General features: G+C 41.5%; 20 protein-coding genes. All 20 read right to left on the reverse strand.

Annotation, left to right across the window (positions count from 1 at the left end):
• Positions 1-5 precede the first annotated feature (5 nt).
• The 20 genes from cheA to fliJ are packed head-to-tail and all read right to left on the reverse strand — an operon-like array spanning position 6 to position 17,640.
• On the reverse strand, positions 6-2,024 hold the full coding sequence (gene cheA / locus V6D42_RS06095; protein WP_333512670.1) for a chemotaxis protein CheA: 2,019 nt from the start codon (positions 2,022-2,024) through the stop codon (positions 6-8).
• Between the two features lie 5 nt (positions 2,025-2,029).
• Positions 2,030-3,103 (reverse strand): protein-glutamate O-methylesterase CheB, encoded by a 1,074-nt coding sequence (cheB, locus tag V6D42_RS06100; RefSeq protein ID WP_326328535.1) that lies wholly within the window; start codon positions 3,101-3,103, stop codon positions 2,030-2,032.
• 1 nt (position 3,104) lies between these two features.
• Complete coding sequence (locus tag V6D42_RS06105; RefSeq protein WP_333512671.1) at positions 3,105-4,001, reverse strand: MinD/ParA family protein; 897 nt, start codon at positions 3,999-4,001, stop codon at positions 3,105-3,107.
• Complete coding sequence (locus tag V6D42_RS06110) at positions 3,992-5,089, reverse strand: flagellar biosynthesis protein FlhF (RefSeq protein WP_333512672.1); 1,098 nt, start codon at positions 5,087-5,089, stop codon at positions 3,992-3,994. The genes V6D42_RS06105 and V6D42_RS06110 overlap by 10 nt, the downstream gene beginning before the upstream one ends.
• Positions 5,089-7,122, reverse strand: coding sequence for a flagellar biosynthesis protein FlhA (flhA, locus tag V6D42_RS06115; RefSeq protein ID WP_333512673.1), 2,034 nt, complete (start codon positions 7,120-7,122; stop codon positions 5,089-5,091). Before flhA ends, V6D42_RS06110 begins: the two co-directional genes overlap by 1 nt.
• A gap of 32 nt (positions 7,123-7,154) precedes the next feature.
• Entirely contained in the window at positions 7,155-8,237 is a 1,083-nt protein-coding gene (gene flhB / locus V6D42_RS06120; RefSeq protein ID WP_168747832.1) for a flagellar biosynthesis protein FlhB, read from the reverse strand.
• Entirely contained in the window at positions 8,237-9,016 is a 780-nt protein-coding gene (fliR, locus tag V6D42_RS06125; protein WP_168747830.1) for a flagellar biosynthetic protein FliR, read from the reverse strand. The genes flhB and fliR overlap by 1 nt, the downstream gene beginning before the upstream one ends.
• A gap of 7 nt (positions 9,017-9,023) precedes the next feature.
• Positions 9,024-9,293, reverse strand: coding sequence for a flagellar biosynthesis protein FliQ (fliQ, locus tag V6D42_RS06130; protein WP_010334259.1), 270 nt, complete (start codon positions 9,291-9,293; stop codon positions 9,024-9,026).
• Positions 9,294-9,307: 14 nt separating this feature from the next.
• Positions 9,308-9,973: a flagellar type III secretion system pore protein FliP gene (gene fliP, locus V6D42_RS06135; RefSeq protein WP_010334258.1), complete on the reverse strand. Its 666-nt coding sequence runs from the start codon at positions 9,971-9,973 to the stop codon at positions 9,308-9,310.
• Positions 9,966-10,625 (reverse strand): flagella biosynthesis regulatory protein FliZ, encoded by a 660-nt coding sequence (gene fliZ, locus V6D42_RS06140; RefSeq protein ID WP_333512674.1) that lies wholly within the window; start codon positions 10,623-10,625, stop codon positions 9,966-9,968. The genes fliP and fliZ overlap by 8 nt, the downstream gene beginning before the upstream one ends.
• A 14-nt stretch (positions 10,626-10,639) precedes the next feature.
• A complete protein-coding gene (gene cheY, locus V6D42_RS06145) occupies positions 10,640-11,002 on the reverse strand; it encodes a chemotaxis protein CheY (protein ID WP_010334256.1) in 363 nt (120 codons plus the stop codon).
• Positions 11,003-11,028: 26 nt separating this feature from the next.
• Entirely contained in the window at positions 11,029-12,159 is a 1,131-nt protein-coding gene (gene fliY / locus V6D42_RS06150) for a flagellar motor switch phosphatase FliY (protein ID WP_333512675.1), read from the reverse strand.
• A complete protein-coding gene (gene fliM, locus V6D42_RS06155; RefSeq protein ID WP_010334255.1) occupies positions 12,149-13,147 on the reverse strand; it encodes a flagellar motor switch protein FliM in 999 nt (332 codons plus the stop codon). Before fliM ends, fliY begins: the two co-directional genes overlap by 11 nt.
• A gap of 33 nt (positions 13,148-13,180) precedes the next feature.
• Positions 13,181-13,603, reverse strand: coding sequence for a flagellar basal body-associated protein FliL (gene fliL / locus V6D42_RS06160; RefSeq protein ID WP_333512676.1), 423 nt, complete (start codon positions 13,601-13,603; stop codon positions 13,181-13,183).
• Positions 13,600-13,815 (reverse strand): flagellar FlbD family protein, encoded by a 216-nt coding sequence (locus tag V6D42_RS06165; RefSeq protein WP_010334253.1) that lies wholly within the window; start codon positions 13,813-13,815, stop codon positions 13,600-13,602. Before V6D42_RS06165 ends, fliL begins: the two co-directional genes overlap by 4 nt.
• A 39-nt stretch (positions 13,816-13,854) precedes the next feature.
• Positions 13,855-14,649 carry a flagellar basal body rod protein FlgG gene (gene flgG, locus V6D42_RS06170; RefSeq protein ID WP_268471251.1) on the reverse strand — a complete coding sequence of 265 codons (795 nt, stop codon included), beginning with the start codon at positions 14,647-14,649 and terminating at the stop codon, positions 13,855-13,857.
• A gap of 21 nt (positions 14,650-14,670) precedes the next feature.
• Positions 14,671-15,096, reverse strand: coding sequence for a flagellar hook assembly protein FlgD (flgD, locus tag V6D42_RS06175; RefSeq protein WP_333512677.1), 426 nt, complete (start codon positions 15,094-15,096; stop codon positions 14,671-14,673).
• Positions 15,093-16,559, reverse strand: a complete 1,467-nt coding sequence (locus V6D42_RS06180) for a flagellar hook-length control protein FliK (RefSeq protein WP_333512678.1) — start codon at positions 16,557-16,559, stop codon at positions 15,093-15,095. Before V6D42_RS06180 ends, flgD begins: the two co-directional genes overlap by 4 nt.
• 11 nt (positions 16,560-16,570) lie before the next feature.
• On the reverse strand, positions 16,571-17,185 hold the full coding sequence (locus tag V6D42_RS06185) for a MotE family protein (RefSeq protein ID WP_333512679.1): 615 nt from the start codon (positions 17,183-17,185) through the stop codon (positions 16,571-16,573).
• Positions 17,186-17,196: 11 nt separating this feature from the next.
• Entirely contained in the window at positions 17,197-17,640 is a 444-nt protein-coding gene (gene fliJ, locus V6D42_RS06190; RefSeq protein WP_333512680.1) for a flagellar export protein FliJ, read from the reverse strand.
• Position 17,641 lies beyond the last annotated feature (1 nt).

Here is a 17,641-nt window from a genome sequence, read left to right on the forward strand (position 1 = left end):
TATGGTTAAATAATCAGTGCGTTACAATCGATAATGAGCGCTACTTCTCCGTCTCCTAAAATAGTAGCTCCGGAAATTGCAAAGACGTTTGTTAAATAATCTCCGAGTGATTTCAGCACAACTTCCTGCTGGCCAATAAAGGAGTCCACCACAAATGCAGTAGGTTTGTCGCCTTTTTTCACGACAATGATATGGAGCTGTTCCGCGTCTTGTCTAGTATCTTCTATTTTAAACTCTTCTTTTAAATAAACGACAGGGACAATATGGCCTCTAAAATCGATGACTTCACGGTCATGCGTTTGGAGAATGTCTTTTCTATCGATAACTGCCGTTTCAATTATAGAAGAAATCGGAATCGCAAATGTCTCTTCTTCCAATTTGATCAGCAGAACTGAAATAATGGACAATGTAAGCGGAAGCTGGATGCTGAATAGTGATCCTTGTCCTTCTGCAGATTTCACACTGACTGAACCGCCGAGTGATTCGAGTTTGTTTTTTACAACATCAAGTCCGACGCCCCGTCCGGAAATATCCGAAATTTGATCAGCTGTAGAGAACCCCGGAGCAAATATCAATTCATAAATTTCATTGTCTTCTAAGGTTTCAGCTTCTCTTTCCGTAATGACACCGCGCTCAAGCGCTTTTTCAAGGATTTTTTTGCGATTAAGGCCTGCTCCGTCATCCTCCACTTCAATAAAGACGTGATTTCCGCTGTGATAAGCTTTCAGCACAACTTTTCCAGACTCAGGTTTTCCTTTTTGCAAACGCGTTTCCGGAGACTCAATTCCATGGTCAATACTGTTTCTGATTAAGTGAACGAGCGGATCTCCAATTTCATCAATTACTGTTCGATCAAGTTCTGTTTCCGCGCCGATGATGGAGAGTTCGATTTTTTTATTCAGCTCTTTTTGAAGCTGGCGAATCATTCTCGGGAAACGGTTAAAAACGGTTTCAACCGGAACCATTCTCATGTTGAGAATAATAGACTGCAAATCGCCGGAAATTCTCGTCATTCGCTCTACTGTTTCAGTCAATTCATTGTGCTCAAGCTCTTTTGCAATCTGCTCAAGACGCCCGCGGTCAATGACAAGCTCTTCAAACAGGTTCATTAAAGAATCAAGTCTGTCAATATTGACTCGAATTGTTTTAGATCCGCCGGCTGTATGCTTCGACTGTTCATCGTTTTTAGCAGGCTGCTTTTGTTTGTCCTGCTTAACAGGTGTCTGTGCAGCAGCTGGTAAATCCGCCTGAGGCTCTTCCGGTTTTTCAGCTGGTTGTAAAGGCGAGCCCTGAATAATTTCAACCTGCTCAACCTCTGAAACTCCGTTGATGATCTGTTCAACGTCTTCAGCCGTTTGATTCGTTAAGAAGCAAACCTGGAAGTCGGTGCCGAAATCTTCCGTTTCAAGCACTTCCGCACTCGGTATTGTTTTGGCTACCTCTCCGATTTCATTTAGCTTCTCAAAAACCATATATACACGAACTGCTTTTAACATACAGTCTTCTTTCAGAGAAATTGTAATTTCATACCGTTTGAAACCCTGCTCCTCTGCTTCTTCTATTACTGTTCGTTCAAACTCATCATATTCCCAGTCAGATGCTGAACTCTTCGCTTCAGCAGGTTCCGCTGAAGCAGCAGTCTCAGCATGCACACCGTTCACGTCAAGCTTTGCACTCACTTCAGAGATGTCTCTTTTACCATCCCCGCCGTCAATAATAGACTGAACCATTGCTTCTAGATGATCCAGGGCTTCAAACAAGATATCCATCCAGTCTGATGTAACTGCCATATCTCCGTTTCGAAAAGCATCCAATACATTTTCAAGCAAATGGGTTAAATGGGCTAAATCTGTATAACCCATTGTTGCACTCATTCCTTTTAGTGTATGGGCAGCCCTGAATATATCGTGGATGAGCTGAAGATCTGTCGGGTCTTTCTCTAAAAGGAGCAGCTTTTCATTACATGTTTGTAAATGTTCTTTACTTTCATCAATAAAGACATCTAAATATTGATTCATATCCATTTGAATCACACCCTCTCTTTTTTCACACAGCTTGTGATGGATGCTGCGATATCTTCCACATGTTTAATTTCATGAACGAGGCCCGCCTTAACGGCTGCTTTCGGCATCCCAAATACAACACAAGATTCTTCAGACTCTGCAATGGTTTTCACATTGCCGGACGCAAGCATGTCCTTAAGACCGGCAGTACCGTCGCTGCCCATTCCAGTCATAATGACCGCTACTTTTTCATAGTCTGCAAGTTTGCCGACAGAACGGAACAAGTAGTCTGCTGATGGTTTGTGACGGCTTGGGGTATCATGATTATCAAGCACGATTTTAAGACTGCCGCTGTTTTTGATAACGGATATGTTTTTCCCCCCCGGAGCTATGTACACACAGCCGTTAATAGCTGCTTCGCCATCTTTTGCTTCCTTTACATGAATGTCAGACAGATGGTTCAGCCGATCAGCCAGAGAAGCAGTAAAGCCTTCAGGCATGTGCTGTACAACGACTACAGGCGCGTTTAAATCTTTAGGAAGCTTGGGTATTACCTTTTGAAGCGCCCTTGGGCCACCCGTTGACGTTCCGATACAAACAATATGTCTGCTTGGACCAGATTTTGGCTGACTCCATACTGGCTTAGCGATGGGTTTAGGTTTAGGCTCAGGCCGAATGACCGTCGGAGCCGCAGCTTTTTGTTGAGTAGAACGTCCAGCCGCGATGACCCGCTCAACTAATTGTTCTTTAATTTTGTATAAATCTAAAGATATAGAACCAGATGGCTTTGTGATAAAATCAAAGGCTCCTATCTCTAAACAGTTAATCGTGCACTCTTTTCCTTGCTGGGTCTGACTTGAAACCATAATGACCGGCAGCTGATAAATCTCAATAATTTTCCGTAGTGTGTCTGTTCCATTCATCACCGGCATTTCAATATCAAGTGTAATAACATCCGGTTTCAGCAACTCTATCTTTTTAAGTGCCTCTTCTCCGTTTCTCGCAGTTCCGATTACTTCTATCTGCTTTTCCTCGGTTAGAAAATCACTTATCATTTTTCTCATAAATGCCGAATCATCAACTACAAGCACACGAATCAAATTAAGCCCTCCTCATTAAAAAAGAAGATAATTTCTCAATAAATGTCTGTTTTTCTTCTTCGTGTCTAGTTTCTTCTCTTTCAAACAAGGCGTCCGCTAAGAGACGGACTGACCGGCTGGCTTTTGCCTGAGGACTTTTTAATAAAAAAGGAACCTGTTCGACAACTGCTTCGCTCACGATCCCGTCGTCGGGGACTGAACCGGCAAACTGAACCGCTTCGCCTAAAAACATCTGAATGGTCCGGGAAAGGCGGGTAAAAGCGTCAAGCCCTTCCTTTTGATCACGGCACCGATTGACTGCTACTTTCATTGAAAGCTGATTTCCTGTCAGCGCGAGATGTTTGACAGCACTGTATGCATCCATAATGGCTGTAGGCTCCGGGGTTGTTATGATCAAAATGTCTTCTGCTGATAAAATAAAAGGCAGCTGGTCTTTTGATAAGCCCGCCCCCATGTCAAACAGTACATAATCGAACTGACTTAACGCATGAGAAAGCTCATTAGCAAAAAAGGTCCATTTTTTCTGGTCCAGCTGAAACATCACATCCAGCCCAGTTCCGCCAGATATATACCGTAGACCCTTTGGCCCTGTAGATATGGATTGCATAAAAGGCTTGAGCTCAGTTAGAACGTCAATAATCGTGGCGGAGGATGAGTTTCCCATTAATATATCAATGTTGCCCATTCCGATATCAAGATCAATAAGCAGTACCTTCTTACCTTTATTCTGCAGCGCAAGAGCCATATTTAAAGTGATGTTGGATTTTCCGACACCGCCCTTGCCGCTGATGACTGCAAGTGTTTTAGCTTTCTGTTCAAAAACAATCGGCAGATCGCGCTGACGCTTCTTCATTTTCGCCCGTAAAGTTGCTGCTTGGTCAAATCTGTTCATCTGCACAGCATCCCTACAAACTCCCGCGGAGAGACTGTCTGTATATCCTCCGGCACATTCTGGCCGTTTGTGATAAACCCGGCGCCTATCTTCGATTCTGCCAGTATACTGAATACAGAGCCTAATGAAGCAGTCTCATCTATTTTAGTAAAGATAAACTGATTGACAGGAACAGATGAAAAACGTCTGACAACGTGTTTCATATCTTCATACTTTGCAGTCGCTGACAAAACGAGAAATGACTGAATGCTGCTTTCAAAAGGAATCGTCTCTTTCAGTTCATCAATATATTGCTGTTCTCTGAAATTTCTTCCTGCTGTATCGATAAATACATGATCATATTCAGCAAATAATTCTTTCGCACGCTGAAATTCCTCTTTTGTATAACAAACTTCCATAGGAGCCTGCAGCAGCTCGGCATATGTTTTCAATTGTTCAACAGCTGCAATCCGGTAAGTATCTGTTGTAATAAAAGCAATTTTTTTCTGTTTTTCAAGCAGAGCAGACGCTGCTAGTTTTGCAAGCGTTGTTGTTTTTCCCGCACCCGTTGAACCAAACAGCACGATATATTTCGAATGAATGGGCTCCTGCCACTTGTTTGCTGGAGGAAGTGCCTCGCACAGAATATCCTGAAGTTTACCGACCACGTTTTCTTCCGTCAGTCCGCCCGATTCAACAGAGAATTGCAGTATTTTTTTCATAGTACTGGTCTTAATTGATTCATTAACGCCGGTTTCATCCAAAAGCAGTTCGGCTTTTCTGAGCGATTCAGGAAGTACGGATTGATAAGCTGAAAAATCGCCTGGCTCAGATTGAGCAGGCATTTGAGGGGTTATCCTCTCCTCTATCTTCGGACTGCTGACAGGTGATTTTGACGTTTGTTTCGGCTCTGCTGCCTTTTCAGCTGTCTTTTTCTCAAGAAAATCTTGATCCAATACGGCAATTACTTCAACAGCCGGTTTTTTTAAAAGCCCGAACCATTTTCGCTTATTAATTTTTTTAGAATTTAGTATAACTGCTTCATTACCTAGTTCTTTTCTGATAAGAAGTGCCGCTTCTTGCATTGAAGCAGCAGTAAATTTTTTGATTTTCATTAAATATCCACCACTCCAATGCTTTGAACTTCGACATTAGCCTCAAGCTCGTTATAAGAAAGAACGGGGAGATCTGGAAAATATCGTTCCAGAAGCTGTTTCACATACATCCTTACAGGCGGCGAGCAAAGAAGGATCGCAGTTTCTTGCCGTATTGAGAGCTGTTCGGCTTCTTTTGCAACAGAGCGCACAATGCTTTCCGACACATCAGGTTCAAGCGACAAATAGTTCCCATGTTCTGTTTGCTGTACGCCGTCAGCAATTGCCTTTTCTACACGGCCCGAGCAAGTGATAACTTTTAACACTTCATTTTCTTTGGCAAACTGGGCAGTAATTTGCTTAGCAAGCGCCTGCCTTGTGTACTCTGTCAAAAGATCAGAGTCTGTTGTCAGTTTTCCATAATCGGCAAGCGTTTCAAAAATGGTTACCAAATTGCGGATTGAAACTTTTTCTTTTAACAGCTTAGCCAGCACTTTCTGAATATCTCCGACAGATAATGGATTTGGCGTAACCTCTTCCACTAGGACCGGATACGTTTCTTTCAAATGATCAATCAGCTGTTTCGTCTCCTGTCTGCCGATTAATTCATGAGCATGCTGCTTAATTTTCTCTGTAATATGTGTTGAGACAACTGAAGCCGGATCTACAACTGTATAGCCCAACATGTCAGCTTCATCCTTCACCGATTCACCAATCCATTTAGCTGGAAGTCCAAACGACGGTTCTACTGTCTCGATCCCTTCAATCAGGTCGTCTTCAGGCGTAGGCGACATTGCTAGATAATGATCTAGTAATAGCTCGCCTTTCGCTACTTCATTTCCTTTAATTTTCAATCGGTATTCATTGGGCTGCAAAGCAATATTGTCTCTGATACGCACGACAGGAATGACAAGCCCAAGTTCCAGCGCCAGCTGACGGCGAATCATCACAATCCGGTCTAATAAATCCCCGCCCTGATTAGCATCCGCCAACGGAATTAGGCCATAGCCAAACTCGAATTCTATCGGATCTATATGCAAAAGCTGTACAACACTTTCGGGGCTTTTGAGCTCGTCAACTTCAGCCTCTTCCTCAAGAATCTCATCTACTTCTTCTTTTTCCTTGCCTGTTTTAGATAGCGTATAACCACCAAAAGCAAGCAGCCCTGCAAGCGGCCCTGTTAGGAAAATACCAATCGGAGTAAACAAGCCAAGAAGCAGAATGGTTGCTGCCGTAACATATAAGAGCTTTGGATAAGCGAACAGCTGGCCTGTGATGTCATGACCTAAGTTTCCTTCGGAGGCTGCTCTAGTCACAACAATACCTGTAGCTGTAGAAATTAAAAGTGCCGGAATTTGCGATACAATTCCATCCCCTACAGTCAGCATCGTAAAATGAGAGGCTGCCTCTTGTATCGCCATGCCTTGCTGCAGCATACCGATAATGATTCCGAAAATGATATTGATCATTACAATAATAATTCCGGCAATTGCATCACCTTTCACAAATTTGCTGGCCCCGTCCATCGCACCGTAAAAGTCTGCTTCTCGAGCTACTTTTTCACGGCGGTGTTTCGCTTCCTGTTCATTGATCATGCCTGCATTTAAATCTGCATCAATACTCATCTGCTTCCCCGGCATTGCATCAAGCGTAAATCTTGCCGCAACCTCGGAAACACGTTCCGCGCCCTTTGTGATGACGATAAACTGAATAATAATTAAGATAATAAATACAACAAGTCCGACTAAAACATTTCCGCCGACAACGAAGTTACCGAAGGTCTCAACAACCTTCCCTCCTTCACCGCGCGAAAGGATCGAACGCGTCGTGGACACATTCAAGCCCAGACGAAATAAGGTCAAAAGCAGCAGCAGAGACGGAAAAATCGAAAACTGCAGCGGTTCTTGCATATTCATTGTGGTGAGAAGCACGATCAACGCAAGAGAAATATTAATAATGATCAAAATACTTAACAGCCATGGAGGAAATGGTATCACCAGCATTGCCACAATGAGGACAACACTTATTAAAACGGATAAATCTCTTGTTGACATGCTGTTTTTTCTCTCCTTTTGAATCATAAAATTCAATTTACTTTTTGTTTCGTTTTAAATACGTAAGCCAAGATTTCTGCCAAGACTTTAAAAAACTCTTCCGGCACTGCCTGATCAATTTCAACCTGATCATATAACGCACGGGCAAGCGGCCTGTTTTCTACCATCATGACATCATGCTCTTTAGCAATCTTTCTTATTTTTAATGCAAGGTGGTCAACACCTTTTGCAACAATGTAAGGTGCGTCCATTTTTTCTTCGTCATATTTAAGTGCGATCGCATAGTGAGTCGGGTTTGTGATGATGACATCAGCTTTCGGCACTTCCTGCATCATCCGCCTCATTGCCATTTCCCGCTGTCTTTGCTTAATTTTAGACTTAATAATCGGGTCTCCCTCAGATTTTTTGTACTCATCTTTTATATCCTGCTTTGACATTTTGATATTTTTCTCATAGTCAAATCTCTGATATAAATAATCGAGTCCGGCAAGAATCAACAAAGCCCCTGCTCCGCTCAGCCCCATCCACAGGGTGAGTTTTGAAACAAAGGAAAGTGCTTCTTCAGGTGTCAAAAGCGGGAGACGGAGAATTTCTCCATAGTGCACCCAAAGCACAACAAACGCCGCAAACCCGACTACAGCAATTTTCAAAACCGATTTAAGCAGTTCTACAATCGCCCTCATGCTGTATATCCGTTTAAAGCCTTTTATCGGATCCAATTTTTCAAGCTTAGGCTGGATCACTTCCGTAGAAAATAAAAATCCAACCTGCATATAGTTGCTTACAACTCCTGCAACAAGAGCGACGAGCAGAATCGGAGCAAGTACGATGCCAGTATCCTTTAATAAGCTGATAAACAGGGTATGTACATTTGATTCTGAGAGCTTCATTGTGAGTGACTCCGTGTAAAATGTCTCTATAAATGACAGCAGCCTGTCTCTCATATACGGGCCGATCGCAATAAACGAAAGGAAGATGACTAATAATGAAACGGCGGTATTCACATCAGAGCTTTTTGCAACCTGTCCTTTTTTTCTAGTATCCTTCCGTTTTTTCGGAGTGGCTTTCTCGGTCTTCTCTCCCGCAAAAAATTGGAGATCAATTCTTAGCTTCATTAAGAAACACCGACCAATGCTAAAAGATTCCGCATCGTTTCAATCGTTAAGCCGAAAACATTCCGAACAACGACGAAGATAACGGACATACACACGATGAGCATGATAAAACTGACAGCGATCTTTAAAGGCAGACCGACAACAAATACATTTAATTGCGGAACCGCCCGGGCTACGATGCCTAATGCAAGATCCACAAGAAACAAACTGGCCACAACCGGTGCCGACATTTGAAATGCGATAATAAACATTGCATTAAAGCTTTTGGCGATAAGGTAAGCAAACTTTTCATCGCCAAAATTCGGAAATGCCTGATCAACTGAAATATACTGAAAGCTGTAGTAAATACCGTCCAGCAGCAAATGATGCGCATTGACACTCAGCATAAACAAAAGAGCCATCGTATAGATAAACTGACCAATCAATGGACTCTGTGCGCCCGTTTGCGGATCGATAACGTTCGCAATTGAAAAACCCATCTGAAAATCAATAAACGAACCGGCTATCTGAACAGCAGCAATCATCATATAAGCAATCAAACCAAGACACAGCCCCACCAAAGCTTCTTTAAACGCCAGCAGCATATATTGCTCGTCAACCTCCATAGACGGGGGTTTATCAATCGTGCTGAAACAAATGACTGCAAGAAAAAAAGCAAATCCGACACGATGTACAGCCGGAACGTTTCTGTGGCCGTATAACGGAACTGTTACAAAAAAAGCAGAGATTCTAATAAAAACCAATAAAAAAGCAGGAAATAGATCAATAATTGAATTCATCACTGTATTACCCTGCAAAACGATTTAAATTAGAAAATAGCTCTGTTGTGAACGAAAGGATCGTCGACAGCATCCATGGACCGAAAAAAATCAGTGCCAACAGGACTGCCACGATTTTGGGAATAAACGCCAAAGTCTGTTCCTGGATTTGAGTTGTGGCCTGAAAGATGCTGACGATTAATCCGACCAATAAAGCAATCGCAAGCAGAGGCGCGCTGATCATCAGCGTTACATATACAGCTTTTTCCGCCATAGAAATTACAAATTCTGAATTCACGTTTAGCACCTACCCTAAAAGCTCTGAAGCAAAGATTTCACAATTAAATACCAGCCGTCTACTAAAACAAAAAGTAAAATTTTAAAGGGCAGAGAAATCATAACTGGAGGGAGCATCATCATCCCCATTGACATCAGAACGCTCGCCACTACCATATCAATAATTAAAAAGGGGATAAAAATCATAAAGCCTATTTGAAACGCTGTTTTGAGCTCCGAAATGGCAAAAGCGGGAACCATCGTTGTAAGAGGAATATCCTTTAACGATTCGGGTTTATCCATTTTCGCGTAATTCATAAACAGTGCCAAATCCTTTTGCCTTGTATGCTTACTCATAAATTCTTTAATCGGTTCCTCAGCTTTTGTATACGCTTCTTCCAAACTGATTTTATTGTCCATCAACGGTGTCAGCGCTTCTTTATTAATCTCTGAAAAAGTGGGAGCCATAATAAAAAACGTTAAAAATAGCGCAAGGCCGATTAGGACCTGATTTGGCGGCATTGATTGCGTCGCCAGTGAAGTTCTGACAAAAGACAGAACGATGACGATGCGGGTAAAACAAGTCATAAGAATCAATATTCCAGGCGCCACTGAAAATACAGTTAACAATAATAGTAGTTTAACCGTTGAACTGACGTTATCCGGATCGCTTGAACTGAAAATATTTATAAACTCATTCATGATGACGTGGGCCTTTCTTTTTTCCTTCTGAACGGTTTTGTTTTAGCTCTTCAAGCTGCTCTTTTAATGCTTTTGAAAATGAAGTCAGCTTTTGCTGCGGCTGATTCTCAGAACCCTTTAGGGGTTTCGCAAGCTTTTGCCACTCTATTTTGCTTGACATCGCCTCTTCATGCTGACTGAGAATATCTTCGATTTCCTTTTCATCCTCAATTTCTTTAAGAAGCTGTATCGTCTCTCCTACCCCAACGACGAGAACACTGTTGCCGACTTTAATCAATTGGATAGATCGGTTTTGGCCAACCGATGTTCCGCCGATATTTTCGACATATTGAAAAGGCTTTAGCAGCCGGTTTCTTTTGTTCATAAGCTTAACAAGCCCGTAAATCAGCGCGATGACAAACAATAAAGCGAAAATCATCTTCACAAAATCAAAGGCTGAAACAGAAGGAGCAGCAGCTCCCTCCGTCTCATCAGCAGTTTGTGTCGTTTTTTCTTTCTTTTGCTCTGACTTATCTGCTGTCTTTTCATCTTTCTTTTGAAACCATTCGTTTACAGTTGATTCATCAGATGCCGCGGCATCAGCAGCAAGCGGATGTACACTGAATAAAATGAAAAAACATATAAAAGCAATGAAATATTGACTCTTTTTCAACAGTCGTACACCCTTTAGCTTAATGTTTTGTTGATTGCTTCAAGCACACGGTCTGCCTGGAAAGGTTTTACGATAAAATCCTTAGCGCCTGCTTGAATAGCATCGATAACCATTGATTGCTGTCCCATAGCAGAGCACATAATGATTTTAGCTTGTGCATCAATTTGTTTAATTTCTTTTAATGCAGTGATACCGTCCATTTCTGGCATTGTGATATCCATTGTAACTAAGTCAGGAGAATGCTCTTTAAATTTTTCTACAGCCTGAGCGCCATTTTCGGCTTCTGCTACTACGTCAAAACCGTTTTTCACCAAAATATCTTTGATCATCATTCTCATAAATGCTGCGTCATCTACAATTAAAATTCTATGTGCCATAATTTTTTCTCTCTCCTCGTGTTTCTTTATTTTAAATTATTAATGCGTTCTGCCTGGCTTAAAATGTCAGTGACCCTTACTCCGAAGTTTTCCTCAATGACCACGACTTCGCCTTTGGCAACGATACGCTGATTCACTAAAATATCAACCGGCTCACCGGCTAATTTATCAAGCTCAATAATACTTCCGGCTGAAAGCTCTAAAATTTCCTTTACGCTTCTTTTCGTTCTGCCGAGTTCAACAGTGATTGAAAGCGGGATATCCAAAAGCATATCCAGATTGTTTATAGGAGCTTGTGTGCTCTCATTCGGATCAAATGATGAAAATTCCACTGGTGAAACTTGAACAGGCGCTGCTTTTTTCGGTTTCCCCTGTCTTTTAGCCGGCGCATGCTGCTGTTCGATGCGCGGCTCAGGCGTTACAGGCTCTTGCGGCTGTTCATATGTAACGTCAGAATCCTGCGTTGTTTCTTCAGCTGGACTTTCCGTGGTCATAAGACTCGAGATCAAATCTTTAGCAAATGTCAGCGGGTAAAGCTGCATGATGTTAGAGTCTATTAACTCGCCCACCTTCAAGCGGAAAGAAACTTTAACCAGCATTTCATCAGCAGGAATACGGTCTGTTCCTTTTTCTTCATTTACATCAAGCAGTTCTACACGCGGGGGTGAAATATCAATTTTTTTACTGAATACAGTAGACATTGACGTTGCTGCCGACCCCATCATTTGGTTCATCGCTTCTTGAACCGCACTCAAATGAATCTCTCCAAGTGAAGGATCTGCCCCTTTCCCGTCTCCCCCGATCATTAGGTCCGCAATAATAGCCGCGTCACTTTGTTCGACGACTAGCAGGTTGCTGCCGCTGAAACCTTCTGTATAATTCACTTCAATTGCTACATACGGTTCAGGAAACGCATCACTGATTTTGCTTCTTGGGATGACAGTTACGTTTGGAGTTGTAATATCAACTTTTTGATTCAAAAGCGTGGATAAAGCTGTCGCTGAACTGCCGAATGAAATATTTCCGATTTCACCGATCGCATCACGCTCCATGTCCGATAAGTCATGCACTTCCGGAGCCTCAGGCTCGTCCGGTGTGCTGCTCGTGCCATTAAGAAGCGCGTCAATCTCATCTTGAGATAATCTGTTATTCTCCATCTTGTTCACCTCTTATGTCGTGGTCTAAAATTTGCACTGCCTGTTTTCGATTCACCCGGCCGGCTTGTCCTAAAAATTTCGGCTTATCTCCGACCAATACAGTAAGAGGATCTGTTACTGATTTGTCCAAAGTTATGCAGTCTCCGACTTCTAAACTTAAAAACTCTTCTATTGTCAGTTCAGATGTGCCGAGTTCGGCCACGACAGGTATTTGTGCTGTCATGATACGTTTTTCAAGCGACTTTGTTTCCTCAGGTTTCGGTTCATTTCTTTCTGATTGCATCCAATAATGGACCGAAAGCTTTGGTATGAGCGGCTCGAGGACGATATGCGGGATACAAAGATTAATGACACCGCTGATTTCCCCGATTTGGGTGTTGAGTGAAATAACAACAACCGTTTCATTAGGAGATACCATCTGAACAAATTGCGGATTCACTTCAAACTCAGTCATTTCGGGTTCAATATCAGCTATGGACTGCCAAGCTTCTTTATAATTTCCCAGTGCATTTTCAAATAAATTAGAAATAATTTTCGTTTCAATTTCTGTTAAACTATCAACCTTATTATGACTGATCCCGATGCCGCCCATCACACGATCCATCATCGTATAGGCAATCGTCGGGTTGACCTCCATCATAATTCTGCCTTCCATCGGATGGACATCGAATAAATTCAGAATCGTCATATTCGGTATGGATCGGATAAATTCCTCGTATGGAACCTGATCAACAGAGCTGACCGATATATGGATATACGTTCTGAGCTGAGCAGAAAAGTGAGTTGTAAGAAGTCTTGCAAAATTGTCATGAATTCTTGTTAAACTGCGGATTTGGTCTTTAGAAAACCGTAGCGCACGTTTGAAATCATAAACTTTCACTTTTTTCTCTTTTTCTTCTTTTTTCAGCTCTTCAGCATCCATTTCACCTGTTGATATTGCAGAAAGCAGTGCATCTATTTCATTTTGGGAGAGAACTTCTCCTGACATTTTCCTCACCTCCGTATTCTGTCAAATTATGCTTTATTGCAGATTAAAAGAGGTAATATACACTTTTTCTACTTTTCCTTCTTGGAGGTAGCTATTCACTTTATCTTTTAGTTCCTTCTTAAAGGTTTCTTTTCCCTTGTCTCCCTCAATCTCATCAGCATTCGTATCAGCCAGCAGTGATATAACAGCATCTTTCACTTGGAAGTCACGTTTCTCAAGTTCTTCTTTTGATTTATCAGAGTCCGTTTCAAGTTTAATCGCTAAGCGAATAATGTTATCGGACTTTAAATTCGTTGTGATTTCTGCTACATCAACAGAAGATGCAACGATTTCATCAATACTTCGTTTTGCTTCACTTTTTTCGGACTTTCCGCCTAAAACAAAATAAGCCGCCGCCCCGAGAGCACCAATTACGATAAGAATAATGATTAAAATGATCAATAATTTTTTCTTCATTCCGGTTCCTCTATTCCATGGTCCATTGAAAATATTTGTATTTTTTGATAGAAAGACACAATCTTCTCCAGAACAGCTTCTTCATCTTCTTTTACTACAAACTTCTTACCGTTCGACAGTGTGATTGTAGTATCCGGAAAGCATTCAATCTGTTCAATAAATAACGCATTCAGCGTAAAGGGCTGCCCATTTAAACGGGTTACTTTAATCATAAAACAGCGGAGAAACGATTACTCGCCTCCCCTCCCTCCTTAACGTTTAAGGTTAACCAGCTCTTGAAGGATTTCATCCGATGTTGTAATAATCTTGGAGTTTGATTGGAACCCACGCTGAGCGACAATCATTTCAGTAAACTCGTCAGTTAAATCAACGTTAGACATTTCTAGAAATCCTGACTTCAAGGCACCCGTACCGCCGTCACCAGGCTGATTAGCTGCACTAGCAGTTCCAGAGTTCAAAGATTCACGATACAAGTTGCTTCCGATTTTATCTAAACCGTCACTGTTTGCAAAAGTAACAACTCCAATCTGGCCGCCATCTTGTGGTTTACCGCCAGCATCAACAATTGATACTTTTCCATCAGATCCGATGCTAAAGCTTTGAGCATCAAGAGGAATTTTTATTGTTCCTCCGGTCATATTTAATACATGGTAGCCGTCACCAGTCACTAATGTTCCGGTATTATCTAAATAGAAGTTTCCGGCTCTTGTGTAAGCCGTTCCATCACCTGTATCGATTTGAAAATAACCGTCGCCGTCAATTGCTAAATCAAGCGTTCTTCCTGTGCTTTGTGTTGCGCTTGTTGAATGAATGGTATCAATTGTGCCAGATGATGAACCTAAACCGATCTGCTTAGAGTTAGTTCCGCCGATTGTTGCACCAGCAGCTGAACCGCCGGCAATCGTTTGACTCACCATATCTTTAAAGGTAACCCGGCTCTTTTTGAATCCCACTGTATTTACGTTGGCAATATTGTTGCCGATAACATCAAGTTTAGTTTGAAAGTTTTTCATACCGCTGATTCCAGAATAAAGTGAACGTAACATAATATATTCCCCCAGATGTTTTTATTTAGAAGATTGTCCCACAGACATGACATTCGCCGGACTGATCTCGGTCCCATCATCCAGAACGAGATAATATTTTCCTTGAGAATGTTTTACAGAGCTTACTGTGCCTGTTTTATCTGTTGCACTTTTACCATCAGTCCAAGATACTTCTTTTCCCATCCAATCAACATACGTTGTAAACGGATCTTGGTTTTCAACGAATTTTGTCATCGTCGTATTCAGATTCATCATCTGTTCCAGACTTGAAAAAGTTGCCATCTGGCTGATGAATTCTTTGTCATCAACCGGATTAAGCGGATCTTGGTTTTGGACTTGAGTCATTAATATTTTTAAGAACTCGTCTTTTCCCAAGCTGCTGTTACTTGCAGGCGCAGTGCTGCTTTTTTTTTCAGGCAATTTATATTCTGAGCTTATTGATGTCATTCTTCTTCCTCCAATTCAACCATTGACACTTCATCAAGCAAATCTCCAAACTCGTTTGATTGCTTTTTCTGTCTTTGCTGCTTCTGTCCCTCTTGCTGCTGTTTCTGTTCATCAGCAAGCTGGCCATATATCGGCTGGTCTCCGCTTTGAATCGGCAAAGTAAAACGGTCAACTTGGACAGCCATATTGGGCAGTGATTGCTTCAGCTGAGGCAGATGTTGTTCGAGCAGCTCTTTTGCAGATTGACTGGATGCAATAATTTTACTCTGGAACATTCCATTTTCATTTGTCAGCTTAATTGTGACAAATCCTAAATGTTCAGGGTTCAGCCGAATTGTAAAGCTGCCGGTTGATCTCCCAAAGGGTGTATATTTCATCTGCTTCCATGCACTGATCACTTGATCAGCAACCGTTTTTGTTTCTGCTGTATGTAAATCAGATGAGAGCTGCAAATCGAGTGTCTGAACTCCTCCGGTGCTCCGGTAGCCTGAAAACATCATTTGAATTCCCGACTTACTATCTATAGGCTGAATACTTACAGCGGAATCTGTCGTACTTTTATTACCTGACGTTGGAGTGTCCGGTGTAAGGGCACGTTTTGCAACATCTTGTGATGATTCGGATGATTTCGATAACAAGAAAGCTTTCAGCTGACTTTCAGTCATATTCCATTCCTTCGTCCCTTTTTGAGGAAGCAATGACATCTGTTCCATTAAGCTTTGAAAACTTTTCAGCTCTGACTTTGACATCGTATAAAGCTTTGAACTTGACTCATCTTTTGTAAATATCTGCTGTTTAAGATCCTGAATAAGCTGTTCAGATATGCCCTTTTTTTCTAATGCAGAAAGAAATTCATCTCCATTTTTGTAAACAGTATGAGCTTGATGATCACGGTCAGTCATTTTATTTCCTTCTAAAAGCTGACTGATAAGCATTTGGATATAGATAAGCGCTTTATCAACTTCTGCTGATGCCTCATTTTCCTGAACTCCTTGCTCTCTATCAGACTTGAGTTCATCAGTAGCGGCATCACCAGCTGAATTCTTTGCAGTCAGAGCCGTTTTATCTTTAGAAATGATTTTTTCTGCAAGTATTTGCCCCCTGTGCAGTTGATCTGTTTCGTCAGCCAATTTTAATTCAACTGCTTGCAGTAGGCTCTGTAATATTTGCTGAGCGGATTCATCCAGTTGCTTTCCTGTTAGTTTACTTAACGTTTGCAGAAGATCGGCTTTTTGCTTGTCTTGATTTTCAGGAGTTGCTTTTAGCCAACCACTGATCTTTTTACAGGCATCTTTCAAAAGCTGATCGTCAGTCAGAGTCCCTTTTCCTTGTGATGAAGGTTCTTTCGAGCCGGCTTCAGACATAAGCCAATTTTGAAAAACTCCCTGGCTATTTTTGATTGTTTTAGCAGCTGTCCCTGCTGTAGTTTGCAGCCGAGGTCCGGCTAATTCAAGCAGCTTCACCTTTATTCCCCCTATTCTTGGCTGGCAGCAATTTTTTCTGTATATGTTGCCGCTTGCTCAGGAGTCATTTTTGCCAAAATTTCAGCAAGCTGCTTTTTGCTCAGTCCATTCAATATTTTCAGCGCTTCTTTCTCCTTTAATTGGGCAATGATTTTAGCAGCCTTTCCGCTGTCCATGCTTTTATAAACACTGATGACTTTATCATTAGAAGCTGTATCAGAACTTGATGATTCTTCTGAGTTATCCTTCGATGTCTTTTTTTGGTCTTCCGCTGTTTTTTCAAGAGAACGGATCTTTTGATTCAGCCTGTCAATTTCAGATTTGCTTGTTTCTAAATCTTTATTCAATATACTGATCTCACTTTTTTGATCCTTAATGGTTTTTTCCAGAGCCGCCGTATTACTGTTATTCTTAGCTGTTGATGATGTATCTTTTTTATCTTCGGTCTCAGGAACCAATTCTTTAAGCACTGGCGTTTTGGCTGCAGCTTCCTGTATCGGCTTTAAGACATTGACACCAGCCGCCCAGAGAACAATCCCCCCTGCTATAAGCAGAAAAATCAGCGGAAGGATAATAATCAGCAACACCGATCGGAATTTACCTGATTCTTTCTTTTTGCCGGACATTACATTCGCTCCTAATGGCCTTGAATCATAAACTGCTTGATCGAGATATCGTCCATTTCTTTCATCTCTGCAGCTTTGTCTTCAAGAGCAAACATTTTAAACTGTTTTTCACGCATCTTTTCAAACTTCTTCACTTCAATATTTTTTTCTGTTAACAATTCTTGCTTTTGGTTCATTTGATTCCTTTTCATAATGACAAGCTTTTGGTAGTGATAAATTGTGTTTTCAAGATTTGAGACAAATTGCTGATAATGCCTCATCTCTTGAACGCTCATCCCGCTTTTCAGTTTGTTTTCTTTATTTTGTTCAAGCAATTCCTTTTTGCTCATATTCTCATATAGTTTCTCCGCTACAGTTTCGAATTCAGAAACTGATTGCTGATACTCAGATAAAGACTGGTCTTTCTCGTTCTCTTTTAGTTCCAGCAGCTTTTGGAATCTAAATTGATAGGCCACG

The organism is Bacillus sp. 0909A (assembly GCF_036765115.1).
GTDB lineage: Bacteria > Bacillota > Bacilli > Bacillales > Bacillaceae > Bacillus > Bacillus mojavensis.